The organism is Sphingomonas sp. SFZ2018-12 (assembly GCF_022496715.1).
In the GTDB taxonomy this organism is placed as follows: Bacteria; Pseudomonadota; Alphaproteobacteria; order Sphingomonadales; family Sphingomonadaceae; genus Sphingomonas.
Genome location: NZ_WTFM01000002.1, coordinates 754,858 through 778,316 on the forward strand (window position 1 = coordinate 754,858; position 23,459 = coordinate 778,316).

General features: G+C 67.9%; 20 protein-coding genes and 1 tRNA gene. 11 read left to right on the forward strand and 10 right to left on the reverse strand.

Features of this window, described 5'->3' with window-relative positions; genetic code table 11:
- Positions 1–19 precede the first annotated feature (19 nt).
- From GO308_RS12635 to GO308_RS12645, 3 genes are all read right to left on the reverse strand, one after another.
- Positions 20–1,312, reverse strand: coding sequence for a dihydrolipoamide acetyltransferase family protein (locus GO308_RS12635; protein ID WP_240885664.1), 1,293 nt, complete (start codon positions 1,310–1,312; stop codon positions 20–22).
- Positions 1,313–1,314: 2 nt separating this feature from the next.
- A complete protein-coding gene (locus tag GO308_RS12640) occupies positions 1,315–2,319 on the reverse strand; it encodes an alpha-ketoacid dehydrogenase subunit beta (protein WP_066480868.1) in 1,005 nt (334 codons plus the stop codon).
- Between the two features lie 153 nt (positions 2,320–2,472).
- Positions 2,473–3,762 (reverse strand): 3-methyl-2-oxobutanoate dehydrogenase (2-methylpropanoyl-transferring) subunit alpha, encoded by a 1,290-nt coding sequence (locus tag GO308_RS12645; protein ID WP_066545545.1) that lies wholly within the window; start codon positions 3,760–3,762, stop codon positions 2,473–2,475.
- Positions 3,763–4,131: 369 nt separating this feature from the next.
- Here GO308_RS12645 and GO308_RS12650 point away from each other — a divergent pair, with 369 nt between their 5' ends.
- The 5 genes from GO308_RS12650 (at position 4,132) to GO308_RS12670 (ending at position 13,311) form a co-directional block, all read left to right on the forward strand.
- On the forward strand, positions 4,132–6,378 hold the full coding sequence (locus GO308_RS12650; RefSeq protein ID WP_240885667.1) for a TonB-dependent receptor: 2,247 nt from the start codon (positions 4,132–4,134) through the stop codon (positions 6,376–6,378).
- A 19-nt stretch (positions 6,379–6,397) separates the two neighbouring features.
- Entirely contained in the window at positions 6,398–6,946 is a 549-nt protein-coding gene (locus GO308_RS12655) for a GNAT family N-acetyltransferase (protein WP_240885669.1), read from the forward strand.
- Between the two features lie 53 nt (positions 6,947–6,999).
- The gene (locus GO308_RS12660) at positions 7,000–7,749 is read left to right on the forward strand and encodes a protein ImuA (protein ID WP_066480840.1); all 750 of its coding nucleotides are present in this window, start codon (positions 7,000–7,002) and stop codon (positions 7,747–7,749) included.
- Entirely contained in the window at positions 7,664–9,571 is a 1,908-nt protein-coding gene (locus GO308_RS12665; protein WP_240885671.1) for a DNA polymerase Y family protein, read from the forward strand. Before GO308_RS12660 ends, GO308_RS12665 begins: the two co-directional genes overlap by 86 nt.
- 167 nt (positions 9,572–9,738) lie before the next feature.
- Positions 9,739–13,311 carry an error-prone DNA polymerase gene (locus tag GO308_RS12670; RefSeq protein ID WP_240885824.1) on the forward strand — a complete coding sequence of 1,191 codons (3,573 nt, stop codon included), beginning with the start codon at positions 9,739–9,741 and terminating at the stop codon, positions 13,309–13,311.
- A 20-nt stretch (positions 13,312–13,331) separates the two neighbouring features.
- On the opposite strand, the gene GO308_RS12675 is transcribed toward GO308_RS12670, so the two are convergent.
- Positions 13,332–14,114 carry an SDR family oxidoreductase gene (locus GO308_RS12675; protein ID WP_066476927.1) on the reverse strand — a complete coding sequence of 261 codons (783 nt, stop codon included), beginning with the start codon at positions 14,112–14,114 and terminating at the stop codon, positions 13,332–13,334.
- A gap of 29 nt (positions 14,115–14,143) precedes the next feature.
- On the reverse strand, positions 14,144–15,157 hold the full coding sequence (locus GO308_RS12680; protein WP_066476930.1) for a polyprenyl synthetase family protein: 1,014 nt from the start codon (positions 15,155–15,157) through the stop codon (positions 14,144–14,146).
- 107 nt (positions 15,158–15,264) lie between these two features.
- Here GO308_RS12680 and GO308_RS12685 point away from each other — a divergent pair, with 107 nt between their 5' ends.
- Together GO308_RS12685 and GO308_RS12690 are read left to right on the forward strand one after the other, a co-directional pair.
- Positions 15,265–15,555, forward strand: coding sequence for a chorismate mutase (locus tag GO308_RS12685; RefSeq protein ID WP_066476933.1), 291 nt, complete (start codon positions 15,265–15,267; stop codon positions 15,553–15,555).
- Positions 15,556–16,671, forward strand: a complete 1,116-nt coding sequence (locus tag GO308_RS12690; RefSeq protein ID WP_240885672.1) for a glycosidase — start codon at positions 15,556–15,558, stop codon at positions 16,669–16,671.
- Here the strand turns inward: GO308_RS12690 and GO308_RS12695 are convergent.
- Positions 16,664–17,101, reverse strand: a complete 438-nt coding sequence (locus GO308_RS12695; protein WP_240885673.1) for a DUF1801 domain-containing protein — start codon at positions 17,099–17,101, stop codon at positions 16,664–16,666. The two genes, GO308_RS12690 and GO308_RS12695, sit on opposite strands and share 8 nt — an antisense overlap.
- 141 nt (positions 17,102–17,242) lie before the next feature.
- On the opposite strand from GO308_RS12695, the gene GO308_RS12700 reads away from it, so the two are divergent.
- Positions 17,243–18,460 (forward strand): argininosuccinate synthase, encoded by a 1,218-nt coding sequence (locus GO308_RS12700; RefSeq protein WP_066476939.1) that lies wholly within the window; start codon positions 17,243–17,245, stop codon positions 18,458–18,460.
- 87 nt (positions 18,461–18,547) lie between these two features.
- Here the strand turns inward: GO308_RS12700 and GO308_RS12705 are convergent, their stop codons facing one another.
- The 3 genes from GO308_RS12705 to GO308_RS12715 form a co-directional block, all read right to left on the reverse strand.
- Positions 18,548–18,799, reverse strand: coding sequence for a GlsB/YeaQ/YmgE family stress response membrane protein (locus tag GO308_RS12705; protein ID WP_066477096.1), 252 nt, complete (start codon positions 18,797–18,799; stop codon positions 18,548–18,550).
- 141 nt (positions 18,800–18,940) lie between these two features.
- A complete protein-coding gene (locus tag GO308_RS12710) occupies positions 18,941–19,240 on the reverse strand; it encodes a DUF1153 domain-containing protein (protein WP_066476941.1) in 300 nt (99 codons plus the stop codon).
- Between the two features lie 105 nt (positions 19,241–19,345).
- Positions 19,346–19,531, reverse strand: coding sequence for a hypothetical protein (locus tag GO308_RS12715; RefSeq protein WP_066476942.1), 186 nt, complete (start codon positions 19,529–19,531; stop codon positions 19,346–19,348).
- A 169-nt stretch (positions 19,532–19,700) separates the two neighbouring features.
- Here GO308_RS12715 and mnmA point away from each other — a divergent pair, with 169 nt between their 5' ends.
- Positions 19,701–20,828: a tRNA 2-thiouridine(34) synthase MnmA gene (gene mnmA, locus GO308_RS12720; protein WP_240885674.1), complete on the forward strand. Its 1,128-nt coding sequence runs from the start codon at positions 19,701–19,703 to the stop codon at positions 20,826–20,828.
- Positions 20,829–20,877: 49 nt separating this feature from the next.
- Here the strand turns inward: mnmA and GO308_RS12725 are convergent, their stop codons facing one another.
- Positions 20,878–21,633, reverse strand: coding sequence for a DUF1134 domain-containing protein (locus GO308_RS12725; RefSeq protein WP_066477098.1), 756 nt, complete (start codon positions 21,631–21,633; stop codon positions 20,878–20,880).
- 201 nt (positions 21,634–21,834) lie between these two features.
- Here GO308_RS12725 and GO308_RS12730 point away from each other — a divergent pair.
- Together GO308_RS12730 and GO308_RS12735 are read left to right on the forward strand one after the other, a co-directional pair.
- Positions 21,835–21,927: transfer RNA gene (locus tag GO308_RS12730), tRNA-Ser, on the forward strand.
- A 146-nt stretch (positions 21,928–22,073) separates the two neighbouring features.
- Positions 22,074–23,381, forward strand: a complete 1,308-nt coding sequence (locus GO308_RS12735) for an integrase arm-type DNA-binding domain-containing protein (protein WP_240885675.1) — start codon at positions 22,074–22,076, stop codon at positions 23,379–23,381.
- Positions 23,382–23,459 lie beyond the last annotated feature (78 nt).

The window sequence follows — 23,459 nt, forward strand, 5'->3', positions numbered from 1 at the left end:
CCCGCTTGATGACGCTTTTTCAGTCGGCGAAGAGCAGGACCGGCGTTTCCAGCAATTTCTTCAGCGCCTGGACGAAGCTCGCCGCATCCCAGCCGTCGACGACGCGGTGGTCGCAGCTGATCGACAGGTTCATCAGCTTGGCGCGGACGATGTCGTCGCCGACAAAGACCGGGCGCTCGACGATCTTGTTGGGGCCGATGATCGCCACTTCGGGCCGGTTGATCACGGGCGTAGTGGCGACCCCGCCCAGCGGCCCGAGCGAGGTGACGGTCAGCGTGCCGCCCGACAGCTCCTCCGACTTCGCCTTGCCGGTGCGTGCAGCCTCGGCCAACCGCGTGATTTCGGCGGCGAGCTGCCACACATTCTTGTCCTGCGCATCGCGGATCACCGGCACCATCAGCCCGGCGTCGGTCTGGGTCGCCATGCCCAGATGGACGCGGCCATGGCGCGTCACCACGCCCGCTTCGTCGTCATAGCGCGCGTTGATCATCGGAAAGTCGGGGACGGTGCGACAGATGGCGACGATCAGCAGCGGCAGCATGGTCAGCTTGGGCCGCGCGCCGCGATTGGCGTTCAGGTCGCCGCGCAGCGCCTCCAGCGCGGTGACGTCGATTTCCTCGACATAGGTGAAGTGCGGGATGTGGCGCTTGGCCGCCGCCATGTTCTCGGCGATGCGGCGGCGCATCCCGATGACCTTGACCGGCTGGTCGTCGCGCGCGCGGCTGGCATGGGGGGCATGATAGCCCTGGGCGGCGCCGTAACGCAGATAGGCGTCGAGATCGGCGTGACGGATGCGGTCGCCCTCCGCCGGCTTCACCTCGTGCAGGTCGATGCCCAGCGCCCGCGCGCGTTCGCGCACGGCGGGGGAGGCGAGAATCGGCTTCTCCCTCTCCCCTTCAGGGGAGGGGGTCGGGGAGAGAGGTTGTTCGGGCGCGATGGTGTCTGAAGCAGGGGGCGGGCTTGGTTCGGCTGCGGGTTCGGCCGCTTCCGGCACCTGCGCGGTCCCCTCTCCCAGCCCTCTCCCTTCAAGGGGAGAGGGCGTTTCGGTGGTCGCTTCGGCTTCCACCTCGGCATCCGTCTCGATCACCACCAGGGTCGATCCGATCGGGATCTGGTCGCCGACCTCGCCGGCCAGTTCGACCACGATGCCGGCGACGGGCGATTCCATCTCGACCGTCGCCTTGTCGGTCATCATGTCGGCGAGCTGCTGGTCCTCCTCGACCCGGTCGCCGATCTTGATATGCCAGGCGACGATCTCGGCCTCGGAAATCCCTTCGCCGATATCGGGCAGGCGGAACGAAAAGCGGGCCATCCTCAGTCCTTCATGATCTTCTTGAGTGCCTGGCCGATGCGGACGGGGCCGGGGAAATAGGCCCATTCCAGGCTGTGGGGATAGGGCGTGTCGAAGCCGGTCACGCGTTCGACCGGGGCTTCGAGATGATAGAAGCAGCGTTCGGTGACCAGTGCCGAGAGTTCCGCGCCAAAGCCGCCGGTGCGGGTCGCTTCGTGGACGATCATGCAGCGTCCGGTTTTCCGAACCGATGCCTCGATCGCGTCGATGTCGAGGGGGACGAGCGTGCGCAGGTCGAGGATCTCGGCGTCGACGCCGGCTTCCTCGACCACCGCCTGACAGACATGAACCATCGTGCCATAGGCCAGGATGGTGAGGTCGCTGCCCGCGCGCGCCACCGCCGCCTTGCCCAGATCGACGCGGTAATAGCCGGTCGGCACCTCGCCCGCCGGGTGCTGCGACCAGTTCTTGGCCGGGCGGTCCCAATGGCCGTCGAACGGGCCGTTATAGATGCGCTTGGGCTCGAAGAAGATGACCGGGTCGTTGTCCTCGATCGCGGCGATCAGCAGCCCCTTGGCATCATAGGGGGTCGACGGGATCACGGTCTTCAGGCCCGAGACATGGGTGAAGATGCCTTCGGGGCTCTGGCTGTGCGTCTGGCCGCCGAAGATGCCACCGCCAAACGGCGACCGCACCGTGATCGGGGCGGTGAACTCGCCCGCCGAACGATAGCGCAGCCGCGCGGCTTCGGAGACAAGCTGGTCGAGCGCGGGATAGATGTAATCGGCGAACTGAATCTCCGGCACCGGCCGCAGGCCATAGGCCCCCATGCCGATCGCCACGCCGACAATGCCGATCTCGGTGATCGGCGTGTCGAACACGCGCGTCTTGCCATATTTCTTTTGCAGGCCGGCCGTCGCGCGGAACACGCCGCCGAAATAGCCGACATCCTCGCCCATCACGATGACGTCGGGGTCGCGCGCCATCATCACGTCCATGGCGGAGTTGATCGCCTGGATCATGTTCATCCGCGTGGTGGCGGGGGTTTCGGTGAGGTCTTGGTCAGTCACGGACTAAAACTCCGTCGCCCCGGCGGAGGCCGGGGCCGCTGGCAGGTGAAGGCGCGACATTCGGTGAGCGGTCCCGGCCTGCGCCGGGACGACGTACAAGATTTCGCCCCCTCATTTCGCGTTCGCCCAGGGGCGGCCCGAGGCGCTTTCCTCGGCCAGCATCTGTGCCTGCTGTTCCTTGAGGTGCCAGGGCATCTCCTCGAACACGCCTTCGAACATCGTGTCGAGCGGCTGGTGCAGGCCGTGGCCGAGGATGCCGTTCTTTTCGGCTTCCTTCTGCGCGGTCTTGACCTGTTCGGCCAGTTCCAGATCCATCGCCGCCTGGCGGTCCTCGTCCCATTCGCCGATCGCGATCAGGTGCTGTTTCAGCCGGGTGACCGGGTCGCCCAGCGGCCATTCGGCGGCCTCCTGGGCCGAGCGATATTGCGAGGGATCGTCCGAGGTCGAATGCCCTTCCGCGCGATAGGTGAAGTGTTCGATCAGCGTCGCGCCCTGATTGGTTCGCGCGCGCTCGGCCGCCCAGGCGGTCGCGGCATAGACGGCGAGCGCGTCATTGCCGTCGACGCGCAGCCCGGCGATCCCGTAGCCGACCGCGCGCGCCGCAAAAGTCGTCGCTTCCGCACCCGCAAAGCCCGAAAAGCTGCTGATCGCCCATTGGTTGTTGACGACGTTCAGGATCACCGGTGCGCGATAGACCGCCGCGAAGGTGCAGGCGGAATGAAAGTCGCCCTCCGCCGTCGACCCCTCGCCGCACCAGGTCGCGGCGATGCGCGTGTCGCCCTTGGCCGCGCTGGCCATCGCCCAGCCGACCGCCTGGGGATATTGGGTGGCCAGGTTGCCGGAGATCGAGAAGAACCCGTAATCCCGCGCCGAATACATGATCGGCAGCTGCTTGCCCTGCAGCTTGTCGCCCTTGTTCGAGTAGATCTGGTTCATCATCTCGACCAGGCTGTAGCCGCGGGTGATGAGCACGCCCTGCTGGCGATAGCTGGGAAAGCACATGTCGTCGGGGGCGAGCGCCAGCGCGGCGGCGACCGACACCGCCTCCTCGCCCATGCTCTTCATGTAGAAGCTGGTCTTGCCCTGGCGCTGGGCGCGGAACATGCGTTCGTCGAAGGCGCGGGTCAGCGCCATCATCCGGAGCATCCGGCGCAGCTGATCGCCGTCGAGTCGCGGGTTCCAGTCGCCGACCGCCTGGCCCGAATCGTCGAGCACGCGGACCAGGCCGTAAGCGAGCTCGCGGAAACGGTCGGCGGGTTCGGCGGTGTCGGGGCGGCGAGTCGCGCCCGCCGCCGGCACGTCGATGTCGCTGAAATCGACCGGATCGCCCGGCCGGAACTTGGGTTCCGGCACGTGCAGGCTGAGCGGCGGCAGGTTGGCGCGGTCGCGGGTCTGCGTCATGGGTGCTGCAGCCTCATACACTCTCCGAACGGTCGCCGCGGCTTGAACGTGGCCGTGGCGTTTGATTGCGCCAGCCTGTTATAAAGTTTCAAGCGAGCTGTCGAGCCGACCGCCGCATCGGGCGCATCGGGACGCCGTCGACAATCTGCACGCTGGCGGCGCGGACGGCCAGAGCGTGCTGTGGCATTCTTGCTGCTGTAGTGACGAAAAGCTCGTTGCCGTAAGATCACGCCTCGTTTTTGCTTCAATTTTTTGACAATGGGATGGGCCAAGCGACGGCGGCACCCGCTCGCGCGATGTTTCACGGGTTTGACAGCGACGGATTCCGGCTTGGGAGAGGCCGGTCGCCGCGCTTATCGGGGGATCGAAATGAACGAATCGAACGGTCGTATGCGGCGTCGCTGGCACCAGGGTGTGGCATTGGGCATCGTGGCGCTACTGGGTGCGGGGACCGCCCAGGCGCAGAGCACTTCCGCCGACCCTGCTCAGGAAACCGTCGACGACGGCCAGCTCGCGGACATCGTGGTGACCGCCCAGCGCCGTTCGGAGAACATCCAGGAAGTGCCGCTGTCGGTCGCCATCCTGCCGTCGGAGCGGCTGCAGACCATTTTCGATTCGGGCAACGACATCACCGCGCTCGCGACTCGGGTCCCCGGCCTGTATGCCGAAAGCTCCAACGGCCGCGTCGCCCCGCGCTTCTACATTCGCGGCCTCGGCAACACCGACTTCGATCTCGCCGCGTCGCAGCCGGTGTCGGTGATCGTCGACGAAGTCGTGCTGGAGAACGTCTCGCTCAAGAGCTTTCCGCTGTTCGACATCGAGCGTGTCGAAGTGCTGCGCGGTCCGCAGGGCACGCTGTTCGGGCGCAACACGCCGGCCGGCATCATCAAGTTCGATACGGTCAAGCCGTCGAACGATTTCAGCGCGCAGGGCTCGCTTTCCTTCGGCACCTTTGGCTCGCTCAACTTCGACGGTGGCGTCGGCGCACCGATCGTCAAGGACGTGCTCGCGGCACGCGTGTCGTTCCTGATCCAGCGGCGCGAGAACTGGATCGACAACGGCTTCCGGCGCCAGGACGATGTCTATGGCGCCTATGAGGAGCGCGCGGTGCGCGGCCAGCTGCTGTTCACCCCGATCGAGCGGCTCAGCATCCTGGGCAACCTGCACTATCGCAATCTCGAATCCTTCGGCGGCTCGGCGATCTTTCGCGCCAACATCCTGGGGCCCGGCAATAACGAGCTGAACCAGAATTACGACCGCGATCGCGTCTTCCTCGACGCCGGCGGCGGCAATCGCCAGGCCTATCGCGGCACCGGCGGGTCGCTGCGCGTCGATTACGAAGCCGATTTCGCGACGATCACCTCGATCAGCGCCTATGAATCGAGCGAAGGCAGCAGCCGTGCCGACGTGGACGGCGGTTTCGGCGCGGCGTTCCTGCCGGTGTCGGGGCCGGGCTTCATCCCGTTCCCGTCGGACACCCAGGATTCGATCGACCTGGAGCAGCGCACTCAGGAAGTCCGCCTCGCCAGCAACGGCACCGGCCGGCTGGGCTGGCAGGTCGGCGCATTCTTCTTCGACAGCGATTTCACCGTGCTGACCCAGGGCTTCGATTTCCCCCCGCCGACGCTGGTGCGCCACCGCAACGAAAGCTGGGCGGTGTTCGGTCAGGCGAGCTACAAGCTGACGGAAGCGCTGAAGCTGACGGGCGGCGCGCGCTACACCGACGATCGCAAGCTGTTCAACGTGATCGGTGGTTCGCCGCTCGACAACCGCGAGGTGTCGGACGAGCGCGTGAGCTGGGACGTCAGTGCCTTTTATGAAGTGACGCCCGAATTCAGCATCTATGGCCGTGTGGCCGACGGTTTCCGTGCGCCGTCGATCCAGGGCCGTGACGTCGCCTTCTTCGCACCGCCGTCGGTCGCCGCGTCGGAGACGATCCTGTCATGGGAAGGTGGCTTCAAGAGCGAGCTGTTCAACCGCCGCGTGCGCCTGAACGGTGCCGCGTTCACCTACAGCGTCAACAACCCGCAGTTCACCGCAGTCGGCGGCGGCGGCAACCTCGTCCAGCTGCTCAACGCCAACAAGGCCAATGCCTGGGGGTTCGAGCTCGACGGCGAGTTCCGCGTGACCGAGCGGTTCACGCTGACCGCCGGCTTCAGCTATAACGACACCGAGATCAACGACGACACGCTCGCGGTCGGCATCTGTGCCCAGTGCACCGTCACCGATCCGACCGTGACGATCGCGGGCACGCGGCGCGCGCTGGTCGACGGCAACCCGTTCCCCAACGCGCCGGAATGGATCGGCGATTTCACCGCCCGCTATGCCGTGCCGGTGAAGGGCGATGCGGAATTGTTCGTTTTCACCGACTGGGCGTTCCAGGGACCGACCAACTTCTTCCTCTATGAATCGCGCGAGTTCAATTCGGACACCCAGTTCGAAGGCGGCCTGCGCATCGGCTATGCCAAGCAGGACGGCAGCCTGGAAATCGCGGCGTTCGCGCGCAACATTACCGACGAGGACAATGTGAAGGGCGGCATCGACTTCAACAACAACACCGCCTTCGTCAACGAACCGCGCATCATCGGCCTGTCGGTTCGCACGCGGATCAACTGATCGGGCGCGGGGCGGCGGCATGACCCGGTCCGCCGCCCCGCCTGATCCCGCACTGGTCATCCGCGCGGCCGGTGAGAGCGATGCCGCGGCGATCGCGGCGATCTATGCGCACCACGTCGCGCACGGCACCGCGACGTTCGATACCGCCGCCCCCGATGCGGTGGCGACACGTGAAAAGATCCTGATGGTCGCGGCGCGCGGCTGGCCGTGGCTGGTCGCGTGCTGTGACGGTCGCGTGGTCGGCTATGCCTATGCCACGCAGTTCCGCGATCGCCCGGCCTATGCCCATGCCTGCGAGGACAGCATCTACCTGGCCCCCGACATGATCGGGCGGGGGATTGGCCGCGTGCTGCTGAGCGCGCTGATCGACGCGGCCGAAGCGGCCGGGTTCCGCCAGATGCTAGCGGTGGTCGGCGGGCCGGAACCCGCCTCGATCGCGCTTCATGCCGCACTTGGCTTTACCCATGCCGGGCGGATGCGATCGGTCGGGCGCAAGTTCGACCGCTGGCTCGACACCGTCTATCTGCAGCGTGCACTGGGGCAGGGGGATTCCACTGCGCCCGATTGACTCACGGCACGATAGGAACAAAATAGGAACATTACTCCGAGTCGAGTCGTGCCGTGTCCAATGCCACTGCCCTGGTTGAGCTGCGCGAACAGCTTCGTGCGATCGAAGGCGCGTCGCTGCGCCGTCGTGACGTGCTGCCGTTCGGCATCGCGGCGGTGGACCGGCGGCTGGGCGATGGCGGCCTCAGGCTCGATGCGCTGCACGAAGTCGCGGGCGGTGGGCCGTCGCTGGCCGATGATGCCGCCGCCACATTGTTCCTGGCGGGCATCGCCGCGCGCGCGTGGGGCGAGGTGCTGTGGGTGGTGCGCCGCCGCGACCTGTTCGCGCCGGGGCTGAGCCAAGTCGGGCTGGGCGCGCACCGCGTCATCTATGCCGAGGCGGCCGACGATGCCGAACTGCTCGCGTTGATGGAGGAGGGGCTGCGCCATCGCGGGCTGGGCGCGGTGATCGGCGAGGTGAAGCGCGCGGCGATGCCCGCTACCCGCCGGTTGCAGCTCGCGGCCGAAGGCGGCCGCACCGTCGCGCTGCTGCTGCGCCGCCACGACCGCGCCGGGGGCGATCCGCTCGCCATTCCGTCGGCCGCGGTGACGCGCTGGCGGATCGGGTGCGCGCCGTCGGCAGCGCTGCCGGTCGCCGGCGTCGGCCGGTCGCGCTGGCACGTCGACCTTGTCCGCCAGCGCGGCGGCGAGCCTCATCACTGGTTGCTGGAGGGATGCGATGAAACGGGTCGCTGCGCTCTACCTGCCCGACTGGTCGATCGACCGGCTGCGGCGGGCGGGGCGGATCGCCGCGCCGCCGCCTGAACCGGTCGCCGCTGATCCCGCGCCGCTGGGCGAAATCGCGCATCGCGAGCGCGCGACGCAATGTTCGGTGCCTAACACGCCCGGCTGGCGCCCCGGCGCGCGCTGGGCCCGCGCCGAGATGGCAGCGCAGATTGAAAGGCTCCCCGCACATCAGCGTCCGCCGCTGCGCGAGCTTGGCCGGCGCAGCGAAGCCGCCGATCACCCGTTCAAGTCGATGCCCTGCGATGAAGCGCGCGGCCATTCGCCGGTGTCGCTGCGCAGTCCTGCGACACCCGAATTTTCCTCCCGGCGGCAGGTCAAGGCCAGGCAATCCCCGGTCTTACCCATCGCCCACGCGACCACTCACCGTACCGGCAGCCGCATCGTCATCGCCGCTGCCTGTCCGGTCGCGCGCATGCTGGGCATCACCCCCGGCATGGCGGTGACGCAGGCGCGCGCCCAGTCGCCAGAATTGCGGCTCTATCCCGCCGATCCGGCGGGCGATCGCGCCGACCTGAACCGGCTGGCGCTGCTGCTCGCGCGGCGCTGGTCGCCGGTGGTGGCGATCGAAGACGACGACCTGCTGTTCGTCGACGTGAGCGGCGTCGCGCATCTGTTCGGCGGCGAGGGCGCGATGGCGCGGCGGCTGGTGCGGCTGCTCGCCCGGCTGGGGATCAGCGCGCGCGTCGCCATCGCCGACACGCCCGGTGCCGCCTGGGCGCTGGCGCGCTGGGGCTGCGATCCCGTGACCTTGTGCCCGCCGGGGGGACAGGCGGATGCGCTCGCTCCCCTGCCGCCCGCCGCGCTGCGCATCGCGCCCGACCAGGTCGAATTGCTCCGGCGGCTGGGCGTCGACCGCATCGCGGCGTTGATCGCCCTGCCGCGCGCACCGCTCGTGCGCCGTTTCGGTCGCGCCCTGAGCGACCGGATCGACCAGGCGACGGGCAGGCTGCCCGAGCCGCTCGTCCCGGTGATCGCGCGCGACGCGATCGCGGTCGCACAGCGTTTCGCCGAGCCGATCCTGACGGCGGAGGTGATCGCCCACTGGCTGGGTGTGCTCGTCACCCGGCTGGTCGCGGCGCTGACCGCGGCGGGCGAGGGCGCGCGCGCGGTCGAGCTGATCGCCGACCGGGTCGACCATGTGCCCCAGCTCATCCGTATCGGCCTGGCGCAGGCCAGCCGCGATCCCGCGCACCTGCTGCGCCTGCTCACCCGGCGGATCGAGACGATCGAGCCGGGGTACGGCATCGATGCGATGACGCTCCACCTGCGCCGCAGCGAGCCGCTGGCACCCCAACCGGTCGCCGCCGGGTTGGAGCATGACGCCACGCCCGATCTCGCCCCGCTGATCGATGCGATCGCCAACCGCATCGGCATGGCGCGGCTGTGGCGTGCCGAGCCCGTCGAAAGCGACGTGCCCGAACGCGCTGTCGGGCGCGTTGGCCCGCTCACGCCGCCGCCGGAATCCGGGGAGCGGCTGCGCCCCGACGATGTCCGCCGCCTCGACCGCACTGGCAAATCGCCGATCTGGCACCCCGCCTGGCCGCGCCCGGTACGGCTGTTGCGCCGGCCCGAAATGCTCGATCACGTGCTTGCCGAATTGCCCGATCGTCCGCCGCTGCGCTTCACCTGGCGCGGGCGCACCCACCGCGTGATCCGCGCCGACGGGCCGGAGCGCATTCATGGCGAATGGTGGCGACGTTCCGCCGAACGTCACGCCACCCGCGACTATTTCCGGGTGGAGGACGACGCCGGCCAGCGTTTCTGGCTGTTCCGCCGCGGCGACGGCGAACGCCCCGCCACCGGCGACCTGAGCTGGTATCTCCATGGCCTGTTCGGGTGAATGGGCACTGACCTCTCTTCACCCATCCCCTTCAGGGGAGGGGCCGGGGGTGGGGGCTGTCCACCAGCGCCGCGCCCGACGGCCCCCAACCCTCCCCTGAAGGGGATGGGCTTGAGCAGTTCAGTTTCTGGACTGTTGGCCCCATTTCAACCGCTGTGGCCCGGCCAATGACCTATGCCGAGCTTCAGGTCACGACGCATTTCTCGTTCCTGCGTGGCGCATCGTCGGCGGAGGAATTGTTCACCACCGCCGCGATGCTGGGGATGCCGGCGCTGGGCGTCACCGATCGCAATTCGGTGGGCGGCATCGTCCGCGCGCTGATCGCGGCTGAACAGGTGAGCGAGCAGGGCACGCCGATCCGCCTGGTCGCCGGCTGCCGGCTCGACCTGGTGTGCGGCGCGTCGCTGCTGGTGTGGCCACAGGATGTCGGCGGCTGGCGCGCGCTCACCCGGCTGCTGACGCTGGGCAAGGGGCGCGCCGACCCCAAACGCGGCGAAAAGGGGCAGTGCTTCCTGCATTGGGAGGATGTCGCGGCGCATGCCGACGGGCTGGTCGCGGCGCTGGTGCCGGGCCTTGCCGATCGCGGCGACCCGCTGGCGATGCGCTGGATGGCGGATATCTTTCCCGGGCGCGGCCATGTCGCGCTGACCTGGCACCGCCGGCCCGACGACGCGCTGCGCCTCCACGCGCTCGACCGGGCGGCGCGTGCGCATGGCCTGGTGCCGCTGGCGACCGGGGACGTGCTCTATCACCATCCCGACCGGCGGATGCTGCAGGATGTCGTCACCGCCATCCGAAACAAATGCACGGTCGACGATCTGGGGTTCCGGCGCGAGCGCCATGCCGATCGCCACCTGCACCCGCCCCAGGAAATGGCGCGCCGCTTCGCCGATCACCCCGATGCATTGCGCGCGATCGATGCGATCCTGGAACGCTGCACCTTCAGCCCGCGCGACCTGCGCTATCAATATCCCGACGAGATCGTGATGAGCGGCCGCAGCCCGCAGGACGCGCTGGCGCACATGGCGCGCCAGGCGCTCGACCGGCGCTTTAGCGGCGATCCGCCCGCCGACTATCGCGCGCTGCTCGAATACGAACTCGGGCTGGTCGAGCAGATGGGCTATGCCCCCTATTTCCTGACCGTCCATTCGATCGTGCAATATGCCCGCGCGCAGAACATCCTGTGCCAGGGGCGCGGATCGGCGGCCAATTCGATGATCTGCTTCGTGCTCGGCATCACGTCGATCGACCCGATCAAGCACAAGCTGCTGTTCGAACGCTTCATCTCGACCAGCCGCAACGAGCCGCCCGACATCGACGTCGATTTCGAGCATGAGCGGCGCGAGGAGGTGATCCAGTGGATCTATGACAGCTATGGCCATGACCATGCCGCGCTGACCGCCGTCGTCAGCCGCTTCCGGGCGCGGGGCAGCGTGCGCGAGGTCGGCAAGGCGCTGGGGCTGAGCGAGGACCTGACCGCGGGGCTGGCGGGCCAGGTCTGGGGCTGGTCAGCCGAAGGGGTGGGGGAGCGGCATGTCGAGGCGCTCAACCTGGACGCGACCGACCCGCGCATCGCGCTGACGCTGGAGCTGGCGCGCGAGCTGATCGGCACGCCGCGCCATTTGTCGCAGCACCCCGGCGGCTTCGTGCTGACCCGCGATCCGCTCCACGATCTGGTGCCGGTCGAACCCGCCGCGATGCCCGACCGCTGGGTGATCGAATGGGAAAAGGAGGATATCGAGGCGCTGGGTTTCATGAAGGTCGATGTGCTGGGGCTGGGGATGCTCGGCTGCATGCGCCGCGCGTTCGAACTGCTCGAAGCGCACAAGGGCGTGGCGATCGACATGGCGAGCGACGAGATGCAGACCGATTGCCCGGATACCTTCGCGATGATCCAGCGCGCCGACACGCTGGGCGTGTTCCAGATCGAAAGCCGCGCGCAGATGTCGATGCTGCCGCGCATGAAGCCGCGCGAATTCTATGACCTGGTGATCGAGGTCGCGATCGTGCGCCCCGGCCCGATCCAGGGCGATATGGTTCATCCCTATCTGAAGCGGCGCGAGGGGCGCGAGGCGGTCGTCTATCCCAATGATGCGCTGCGCGACGTGCTGGAAAAGACGCTGGGCGTGCCGCTGTTCCAGGAACAGGCGATGAAGGTCGCGATCGTCGGCGCGGGCTTTACGCCGGCGGAGGCCGACCGGCTGCGCCGCGCGATGGCGACGTTCAAGTTCACCGGCGGGGTCGGCGAGTTCCGCGACAAGCTGATCGCGGGCATGCGCGCGAACGGCATCGCCCAGGACTTTGCCGAGCGGCTGGTCAAGCAGATCGAGGGCTTCGGCAGCTATGGCTTTCCCGAAAGCCACGCCGCCAGCTTTGCCAAGATCGCCTATGCGTCGTGCTGGATGAAGCATCATCACCCCGACATCTTCTGCGCCGCTTTGCTCAACGCCCAGCCGATGGGCTTCTACGCCCCCGCCCAGATCGTCCGCGACGCGCGCGAACACGGCGTCGAGGTGCGGCCGCTGTGCATCAACGCCAGCCGCTGGGACGTGATGGTGGAGGGGTGGGATTTGGGCGCGCCATCCCCCCTCACGTTCAGGGGAGGGGCCGGGGGTGGGGGCTATCCACCTGGCGCGGCGCTGGTGGCTCCCCCCCACCCCAACCCCTCCCCTGAAGGGGAGGGGCTTGATCTGGCGCTTTCTCCTCACCCCTCCCCTTCAGGGGAGGGGTCGGGGGTGGGGGCTGTTCACCAGCGCAGCGTCCGACGGATAGCCCCCATCCCAACACCCCCCCTAAAGGGGAGGGGCTTAGCTGCATCCCCCCTGAACCGGGGCACACCCCCCGGCACCGGGCGCATCCTGCTGCCGCTGCGCTTGGGGATGCGCATGGTCAATGGTCTGTCCAACGAACATGCCGCGCGGATCGTCGCGGCGCGGGGCGACACGCCCTTCACCTCGGTCGAGGATGTCTGGCGACGCTCCGGCGTGCCGCTCGCCGCGCTGGAGAAACTGGCGCGCGCCGATGCCTTTCAGTCGCTCGGGCTCGACCGGCGGCAGGCGCTATGGGCGATCAAGGGGCTGGGGGCGCAGCCGCTGCCGCTGTTCGCGGCGGCGGACGCGCGCGCGGGCAGCCTTGCCCCCGAACTGGCCGAACCGGCGGTCGCGCTCGACCCGCTGAGCGCGGGGCGCGAAGTGGTCGAGGATTATCGCGCGCTGCAATTGTCGCTGCGCGCGCACCCCTTGAGCTTCCTGCGCGACGATTTCGCCCGGCGCGGCATCGTGCGCTGTGCCGACCTCAAGACCGTTCGCGACGGCCGCTTTGTCGAGGTCGCCGGGATCATCCTGGTGCGCCAGAAGCCGGGCAGCGCGAAGGGCGTGCTGTTCATCACCATCGAGGACGAGACGGGAGTCGCCAACGCGATCCTGTGGCCCGACCGGTTCGAGGCGCAGCGGCGCACCGTCATGTCGGCGGCGATGATCGGCGTGCGCGGGCGCGTCCAGCGCGAGGGGCTGGTGATCCACGTCATCACCGATCGCATCGTCGATTACACGCCGATGCTGCGCACCATCGGCGACGCGGACCTGCCGCGGCTGACCGGGCCGGGCGACGGCGCGACGCATGGCGGCGCCCCGGATCGCGGCGATCCGGGGTGGAAACCGCGCGGCATCTATCACCCGCCCTTCCGCCAGGGCTGCGACCCCGAGGATGCGCTGCGCCAGAAATCGCGCGACTTTCATTGAACGCCGGATCGGCGGCGCGCCTATTCCCGCGTCGACTGGAGCGATCCGACCAGCCGGCGGACCATGCCGCGCGGGGTCAGCCGGTTGGAAAAGGCCATGACCCGGTTGGTGAAGCCCGAAATCTTCACCGCGTCATTGGCCTTGAGCGCGCGCATCCCGTCCTCGACCACTTGGCCGGGGCGTACCGCGAACCGCTGAAACAACGGGGTGTCACGCATCCCCGCGACACCGGCAAACTCGGTGATCGTGGGTCCGGGACACAGGGCGGCGACGCGCACGCCGTGCGGCCTGGCTTCCTCGTGCAGCGCTTCCGACAGGCTGAGCACGAACGCCTTGGTCGCATAATAGACCGCCATGCCGGGCCCCGGCTGGAATGCGGCGGTCGATGCGATGTTGAGGATGCCGCCGGCGCGCCGATCGATCATGCCGGGCAGCACCAGCCGGCACAGGTCCATCACCGCGCGGCAATTCAGATCGAGCATTTCGTCCAGCCGGTTGATCGGCTGGTCGACGAACGCGCCGAGCTGGCCGAAGCCGGCATTGTTGACGAGCGTGTCGACCGAAAGGCCGCGTCGCGTGACTTCGTCGATCAGCATCCGCGCCGCGCCGGGCTGGCCCAGATCAGCGCCGATCACCTCCACCTTTATCTTGAACCGGTCGCGCAACTCGCCGGCCAGCGTCTCGAGCCGGTCGGCGCGGCGCGCGGTCAGGATCAGGTCGTGGCCGTCATCCGCGAGCGCGCGTGCAAAGCCTGCGCCCAGTCCGGCCGAAGCGCCGGTGACGAGTGCCGTTCCGCTGGACATCGCCGTTCCTCCACCATGACGTGACACGTTCAATAGGCGCGGGCGACCGCGAACTCGACCGCCTCGACCATCGCGTCCTTGGCCTTGCCGCCGGCAAAGCCGCCGAGCGCGTCGATGGCGCGCTGGCCGTAGTGGCGCGCGCGCGCCAGCGTATCGTCGACCGCGTGGCTCGCCTGGACCAGCTGGATCGCTTCGGCGAAATCGGCGTCGTCGTTGCGCCGCCCCTCGATCGCGTCCTTCCAGAACTTGCGCGCCGGGGCGTCGCCGCGCGCATAGGCCAGGATGACGGGCAGCGTCACCTTGCCCTCGCGAAAATCATCGCCGGCATCCTTGCCCATCGTGCCGGCGTCGGAAACATAGTCGATCGCATCGTCGACGAGCTGGAACGCGATGCCCAGGTTGCGGCCATAGGCGTCGAGCGCGGCTTCCTCCGCCTCGGGGCGCTCGGCGACGACTGCGGCGATCCGGCACGCGGCGGCGAACAGCGCCGCGGTCTTGGCACCGATGATCTCGAGATAGCGGTCCTCGCCCAGATCGACCTTGCGCGCGGCGGTCAGCTGATTGACCTCGCCCTCCGCGATCACCGCGCTGGCGTGGCTCAGGATCTTGAGCACCTTCAGGCTGCCGTCCTCGACCATCAGCTCGAACGCGCGGCTGAACAGGAAATCGCCGACCAGCACGCTCGCGGGATTGCCCCAGATGATGTTGGCGGTGCGCCGCCCGCGCCGCAGGTCGGAATTGTCGACGACATCGTCGTGCAGCAGCGTGGCGGTGTGGATGAACTCGACCGCGGCGGCGAGGCGGTGGTGGCGCGACCCGGCATAATCCAGCAGCCGCGCGCTCGCCAGCGTCAACATCGGCCGCATCCGCTTGCCCCCGCCGGCGATCAGGTGGCCGGCAAGCTCGGGGATCAGCGGAATATCCGACTGCATCCGGTCGAGGATGACCGCGTTGACGAGATTGAGATCGGTCGCCACCAGCGCGACCATCGGGTCGAGCGAGGGCTGGCCGTGCGCGGAAAGGCGGTGGATCGTGGCGCTCATCTGGTCCCCGCTGTGGCGGCAAGTCCCGCCGAACGCAAGTCTGAGCGGGCTTGCCCCCACCCCGCCAAATCGCGAAAGAGGCAGTCCCCTGAAAGGAGCGCCTCCAAATGGCCGACGACACGCTGCGGCGCTATCGCCAGAGCATCGACAATATCGACGCCGCGCTCGTCTTCCTGCTCGCCGAACGCTTCAAGGTGACGCAGGCGGTCGGCGCCTACAAGGCGCGCACCGGGTTGCCGCCCGCTGATCCGGGGCGCGAGGACGCGCAGATCGCCCGCCTGCGCGCGCTGGCCCGCGACGCCGATCTCGATCCGGAATTCTCGGAGAAATTCCTGCGCTTCATCATCGACGAGGTGATTCGCCACCACGAGCGGCTGCGCGACACGGGCCCCGCCTGAATGCGCGACGACTTCCTGGTCTTCACCCCCGACGATGTCGATCTCGCGCGGTCGCCGCTGCGTGCCGGCATCGACGCGGAGACGTTCGTACTCGGCGCGTTCAACCCGGGGCTGGCGCGCCTGCCCAACGGCAACCTGATGATGATGGTGCGCGTCGCCGAAGCGCTGCGCCGGCCGTTCGATCGGGGTTTCGCGCATGCGATCCGGTGGACACCCGACGGTTACGTGCTCGACCGCTGGCCAGTCGATCAGGTCAGCTTCACCGATCCGCGTGTCTTCACCCTCCGCGACAATCCGAACAAACCCTTTGCGCTGACGTCGCTGTCCTGGCTGTTGCCGGTCGAGCTGTCGGGCGACGGCGAGCGGGTGGTGGACGTCCATTACGACCGGATCATCGCGCCGGGAACCGCATGGCAGCAATATGGGCTCGAGGACCCACGGCTCAGCCTGATCGGCGGGCGCTGGTACATGACGGCCTGCTGCGTCTCGTCGCAGCGCCATTGTACGGGGCTGTGGGTGTCGGTCGACGGCCGCGCCTTCCAGCCGGTCGGCATCGTGCTCGATCATCAGAACAAGGACATGGTGCTGTTCGAGGGCAAGCCCGGCGGCCAGTTCGTCGCGCTGACCCGGCCGCTGGGGAGCAGCTGGGTGGCGACCCCGCCCGACGACGCGCATGTCGCCGGCCCCGCGATCCAGCTGGCCGGATCGCCCGACGCGCTGCACTGGCGCCCCTTCGACCGCCCGGGCATCCGCCCGCGACGCGACCGGCCGACCGGTTTCCGAATCGGCGGCGGGGCGCAGCCGGTCCTGACGCCGGAGGGGTGGCTGGTGCTCTATCACGGGGTCCAACCCGACAGTTATATCGGGACCTATCGCACCTTCTGGGCATTGCTCGACCGCGACGATCCCGCCGCGATCCTGCATCAGGCGGACGACGCGCCGCTGATCGAAAGCGCACCGGATCTGACCGCGGGGATTGCGCACCAACGCTATCTGCGCTCGCCGGTCGTGTTCACTACGGGCATCGTCGATGCGGGCGACCATTTCCTGGTGGCATCGGGCGAGGCCGATCTCGCCTGCCGCCTGACCCGCATCGCCAAGTCGTGCTTCAGCTGAGTGCCGCGGCCTCGCGCGGATAGCGCCTGTCCATTTCGTCGAGCGCGCCGCGGATGAGCTGTTCGAGGATGTCGAGGTCGATGTCGCCGAGCCGGTTGACATACAGGCAAGACGCCCCCGTCCGGTGCTTGCCCAGCCGCGCGAGCAGCGCATCGTGTGCCGCGAACCCGGAAATCAGGTAGAGCACCAGATTGGCCTTGCGCGGGCTGAATCCGATGCGGCACATCTCGCCCGATCGGCCGCTGTCATATTGGTAGCGATACCGCCCGTAGCCGATGATCGACGGCCCCCACATCACTGCGGGCTCGCCCGACAGCCTGGCCATCAAATCGGCGACCAGCCGCGCGTCCTCGCGGCGCTGGGGATTTTCGACCGCGGCGATGAATTCATCGGGCGACATCGGCGTCGGCTTGGTCTTCGGTTCGGCCATGCTGGATTGCTCCCGGTTCCACACCCTATCCGACGCGCGATCCTATCACCGCGCCTCCGGTTGTGCGAGCGCGTGCTTGCGCGGGGCCGACCGCAACCCTAGAGCGCGCCCAATTGCCCATCTTCATCGGAGTTTTCGCGCATGGCCGATCAGATCAACCGTGTCGTCCTGGCCTATTCGGGCGGGCTGGACACCAGCGTGATCCTGAAATGGCTGCAGCAGAATTATGGTTGCGAGGTGGTGACCTTCACCGCCGATCTCGGCCAGGGCGAGGAGCTTGAGCCCGCGCGTGCCAAGGCGGAGCTGATGGGGGTCAAGCCCGAGCACATCTTCATCGACGACCTGCGCGAGGAGTTCGTCCGCGATTTCGTATTCCCGATGATGCGCGCCAATGCGCTGTATGAGGGGCTGTACCTGCTCGGCACCTCGATCGCGCGGCCCTTGATTTCCAAGCGTCTGATCGAGATCGCACGCGAGGTCGGGGCGGACGCGGTCGCGCACGGCGCCACCGGCAAGGGCAATGACCAGGTGCGCTTCGAGCTGTCCGCCTATGCGCTCAACCCGGATATCAAGGTGATCGCGCCGTGGCGCGAATGGGACCTGACCAGCCGCACCGCGCTGATCGACTTTGCCGAGAAGAACCAGATTCCGGTGCCGAAGGACAAGCGCGGCGAAAGCCCGTTTTCAACCGACGCCAACCTGCTGCACACCTCGTCCGAGGGCAAGGTGCTGGAGGATCCGTGGGAGGAAGTGCCCGATTACGTCTATTCGCGCACCGTCAATCCCGAGGATGCGCCCGACCAGCCCGAATACATCACCATCGATTTCGAGCGCGGCGACGGCGTGGCGCTGAATGGCGCGGCGATGTCGCCCGCGACCCTGCTCGCCGCGCTCAACGACCTGGGACGAAAGCATGGCATCGGCCGGCTCGACCTGGTCGAGAACCGCTTTGTCGGCATGAAGTCGCGCGGCATGTACGAAACGCCGGGCGGCACCATCTACGCGCTCGCGCATCGCGGCATCGAGTCAATCACGCTCGACCGGGGTGCCGCGCACCTGAAGGACGAACTCGCGCCGCGTTATGCCGAGCTGATCTACAACGGCTTCTGGTTCGCGCCCGAGCGCGAAATGCTTCAGGCCGCGATCGACCACAGCCAGCACAATGTGACCGGCACGGTGCGGCTCAAGCTCTACAAGGGCGGCGTCTATGTTGTCGGGCGCAAGTCGCCGCACACGCTGTACAGCGAAAAGGTCGTGACGTTCGAGGACGACCAGGGCGCCTATGACCAGCGCGATGCCGCCGGTTTCATCAAGCTGAACGCGCTCCGCCTGCGCCTGCTGGGCCGTCGCGGCGACTGAGCAACGGTCGGCAGATATGGATCGGGCCGCAGTCATCGACCGCGGCCCGATGCAATTCTGGTGGATTTTCCCGGAAACGTGGCGGCGTTAGCGCACCGCGCCGCGACGGACCAGATTGACGATCGCCAGCAGGATGATCGCGCCGACCAGCGACACCACGAACGTCTGGATCGTGATCGCCTGGTTGATGCTGCCGCCGAACAGCAGACCACCGATGAACGCGCCGACGATGCCGACGATGATGTTCAGAATGATGCCCTGCTGCGCATCGGTCCGCATGACCATGCTGGCGAGCCAGCCGACAACGCCGCCGATGATGAGCCAGATAATGAAACCGATCATGCTGTTCCCTCCGTTGACCCTGATGTGTGGGCAGATGACGGAAGGACTCTTGACACCGGGCATTTGTTCCGCCCCCGGCAAAAATCGGGATCGCCGGAGTCGGGATCTATGTGCCGCGCCCGATTGGGCGCGGCAGCGTCAGAATTTCTGCTGACGCTCGTAGAGCGAGCGATAATGCTGGATGCGCGTCACGCGCAGGCCGGGCATGCCCACCCGGTCGATTGCGCGCTGCCATCCGGCAAACTCCTCGACCGACAGGTTGTAGCGCGCGCAGACTTCATCGACGGTCAGCAGGCCGCCGTTCACCGCGGCGACGACTTCGGCCTTGCGACGGACGACCCAGCGCGTCGTGCTCGGCGGCGGGAGCGAGTCGAGCGTCAGCGGCTCGCCGAGCGGGCCGATCACCTTTGCCGGTCTGATTTTCTGATTCTCGATCATTCCATCCTCATCAGGGCGGGGGGCCCCTTTTCACGCTCGACTATGGTTCGGACCCTACGCCCAAGCGGTTGAACATCCGCTAAAACGGCGCGGTAAACGGGACCGTTACACTTCCTTCCCGATCGTTAGGACTGCCGCCGCGCCGCGATGAAACGCGCCGGTGCGCGGATGCAGCGCGCGGGCACGTCCGCCATTGCGGTCGAGCCCCGCCTGCGCGCGCGCGGTCGGGCTCGATGCCTGGCGGCTGGCGACCGCCACCATCAGAATCGCGAGCTCGGTAGGCAATGCCACGGCCGCCGCCTGTCGTTCAAAACGGGTAAGACTTAGATCCAACGCACAGTTTCCGGTTCCGACTCGATCGGGTCGGGTTTACCGGGGAATGCTGAACCGCCCGTAAAGACCCCGCGGCAGCTCCGTCGACCGGCTTTGCATCGGCGGCGACAGCGCCTATCTGGCGCGGATGTGGATCGATGATTTCCAGTTGAGCGGCCCGGCTTCGGCGCGCCGGATCGTCGTCGCCATGTCGGGCGGCGTCGACAGTTCGGTGGTTGCCGCGCTTGCCGCGCGCACGGGTGCGCAGACGATCGGCGTGACGCTCCAGCTTTACGATCACGGCGAGGCGGTGGGCCGCGCCGGCAGCTGCTGCGCCGGCCGCGACATTCGTGACGCGCGTGCGGTATGCGACCGGCTGGGCATTCCGCACTATGTCTTCGACCACGAATCGCGGTTCCGCGAGACAGTGATCGACGATTTCGCCGACGAATATCTCGCCGGGCGCACCCCCATCCCCTGCGTCAAATGCAATATGGGGCCCAAGTTCACCGACCTGTTCCGTATGGCGCGCGATCTGGGCGCGGATTGCCTGGCGACCGGCCATTATGTCCGGCGCGTTGTCGGCGCTGGTGGCGCTGAGCTGCACCGCGCGGTCGACCCGGCCCGTGACCAGAGCTATTTCCTGTTCGCGACGACGCGCGCCCAGCTCGACTATCTGCGCTTCCCGCTGGGCGGCATGCCCAAGGCCGACGTGCGGGCGCTCGCGGCCGAACTGGGGCTGGGGGTCGCGGCCAAGCCCGACAGTCAGGATATCTGCTTCGTGCCCGACGGCGACTATGCCCGGCTGGTCAAGAAGCTGCGCCCGGAGGCGGAGGCCGGCGGCGACATCGTCGATGAATCCGGGGCCAAGCTCGGCGAGCATCGCGGCATCATCCATTTCACCGTCGGCCAGCGGCGCGGGCTGGAAATCGGCGGGACGCCCGAACCGCTCTACGTCCTGCGCGTAGATGCCGCGCGGCGCGAAGTCGTCGTCGGCCCCAAACGCGCGCTCGCGGTCGCCGCTGCGCGGCTGACGGATATCAACTGGCTCGGCGACGTCGGCGACCGCGCGGTGCAGGCCGACATCATGGTCAAGGTGCGATCGATGGCGCGCCCGGTGCCCGCCCGGATCGATGCGGACCGGGTGGTGTTCGATGCCCCCGAATATGGCGTCGCCCCCGGCCAAGCGGCGGTGTTCTATCAGGACGACCAGGTGCTGGGCGGCGGCTGGATCGCCGCGACCGAACGCGCCGAACCGGTGGCGGTCGCCGCCTGATCCCGATGCCGCTGCGGCCCGGCCGCGCCCGTGGCGTTGCGCGCGTGGATCAGAAGGGCAGCAGGCGGCTCTTTTCGCTGAACTTCATATAGCCGACATTGGCGGCGAGCCGCCAGCCGACGCCCAGCCGGATCGGGATGAGCACGACATCGCCGCGCCGCATATAGGTCGCCGCGAAGCCGCCGACGAAATAGACCCGCCCCTCGGCGGCAGGATAGCGCCGGTAAAGCTCCTGCGAATCATACAGGTTATAGACGAGCACGAAGACCTTTGCCGCGTCGCCGCCGACGTCGAAACCGACCGAGGGGCCGGTCCAGAAGACCGGGCGCTCGCCCTCGACCTTGTGCTGCATCAGCCCCGATCCGTAGCGCAGCCCGAGCACGAACGCGCCCGACACCTCGCGGCCTGCGATATAGGCATTGGGCTCGCCCTGGTCGCGCAGGATGTTCTCGACGATGCCGGCCAGGCCCTCGGCACCCTTGCCGAACACGCCTTCGGCCGCGTTGATCAGGTCCTCGCGCTGATAGGTCGATGCCGTCGCGGTCGGCGAGGCAAGGGTCGAGCCGGCGGGCGCCGCGCCAGATACTGATGTGTCGGGTGCGGGCAGACCCGTCCCTGCGGCCGGCGGCGGACTTTCGACCGGTGCGGGCGTGGCGGGCGCGGGGGCCGATCGCGGCGGCAGCGCCCGCGATCCGTCGAGATCGCCGTCGATCACGTCATTTGGGTCGACGGTCCGCATCTGCGCATGCGCAGGCGTTGCCATCGCCAGGGCGATACCCATCCAGATCAGCCATGACGTCCGCATCTCGATCATCCCCGCTTGAAAGCGCAAAGCCACGTCTCATCTTACCGGTGCCACACCTTGACCGGCAATGAACGCGCGGTGGTCCGAGTCGAATTCGCGCCGAACGCCGCCGATCGGGGTTCACCGCCGGGGACGTGCGATCTCCGCCATCGCCAGTTGCCTGTCGACCATCGCCCGGCTATAGCGCGCGCTCCAGCGCTCGGAGACGTGGGTGAGTGGCTGAAACCAGCGGTTTGCTAAACCGCCGTAGGGGGATTACTCCTACCGAGGGTTCGAATCCCTCCGTCTCCGCCAAAATACCATATCCAGCCATCTCTTACCGGCTCCAGCCGTATTGCATCCGCTCGTTTTCCGGGCATTTTGCCTGACGGGGGATTTCGGCGCGTCTCTCCCTGTCTCACCGCTGGCATGGCATCGGACATGGTATCGTGCCGGAGCGTATGGTATCGGGGGATATGGTGGCGCTCAACGACGCGAAGGTGAAGGCGGCCAAGCCGCTCGACCGCGACTATAAGCTGGCCGACAGCGGGCAGCTCTACCTGATGGTGACGCGCAAGGGCACGAAGCTCTGGCGGATGAACTACCGGTTCGCGGGCAAGCAGAAGACGCTGGCGTTCGGCGCCTATCCGGTCGTCACGCTGACGATGGCGCGCGAGCGGCGCGACGAGGCGAAGCGGCTGTTGCTGGCCGGACAGGATCCGGCGGAGACCAAGCGGCAGGCCGCCGAGCGCCATCGGCTCGAGCAAGGCACCACATTCGAGCAAGTCGCCCGCGAATGGTACGCGAAGAACGTCGATCGATGGGCCGAGCGCCATGCCGACGACGTCATCCGGTCGCTCGAGCGCGACATCTTCCCGCACTTCGGCGATGAGCCCATCGCCCGTATCTCCGCTCAGCGCGTGCTGAAGGTGCTCGAAGGTATCGAGAACCGCGGATCGATCGAGACCGCGAAGCGCATTCGCCAGCGCGTGTCCGGCGTGTTCGCCTATGGCGTCGCCACCGGGCTGTGCGAGAATGATCCCGCCGCGCCGCTGCGCAAGGCGCTGCGCCACAAGCCGCCCGCCAAGCGCCAGCCGGCGGTCACCGACCTGGCGGGCGCACGCGAGGTGCTGGCGCGCGCCGAATCGACCCCTTCCCACATCGTCACCAAGCTGGGCCTGCGCCTGCTCGCGCTGACCGCCGTCCGCCCGGGCGAGCTGCGCGGCGCGCGGTGGGACGAATTCGAAGACGTCGACTGGACCGGCCAGCGGTTCGGGCCCTTCCGTCCGATCTGGCGCATCCCGGCGGCGCGGATGAAGGGAACGCTGGCGCGCAAGGGCGAGGATGGCGGCGATCACCTGGTGCCGCTCTCGCACCAGGCGGTCGACCTGCTGATGGCGATGCGCAGCGTCACCGGCCGGCTGCCGCTGGTGTTTCCGAACATGCGGCACGGGCACCAGCCGATGAGCGAGAACGCGATCGGCTATCTGCTCAACCGCGCCGGCTATCACGGCCGGCATGTGCCGCACGGCTGGCGCGCGGCGTTCAGCACGATCATGAACGAGCGCGCCAAGCAGATCGGCCGGCCGGACGACCGGGCGGTGATCGACCTGATGCTGGCGCACGTGCCGAAGGACAAGGTCGAGAGCGCGTATAACCGCGCCGCATTCATGGAGCGTCGCCGGCAGATCGCGCAGGAGTGGGCGGACCTGCTAATGGTGGGGCGGCCGGGGGCGGCGGAGCTGATGGGGCTGCCGTATCGGGACTGATCAGGTCGGACGCGATGATCGCGATTTCGCAGAACTGGGCGCGATCGATGCGCTTCAACCGCGTGCGGCGCGAGAGCG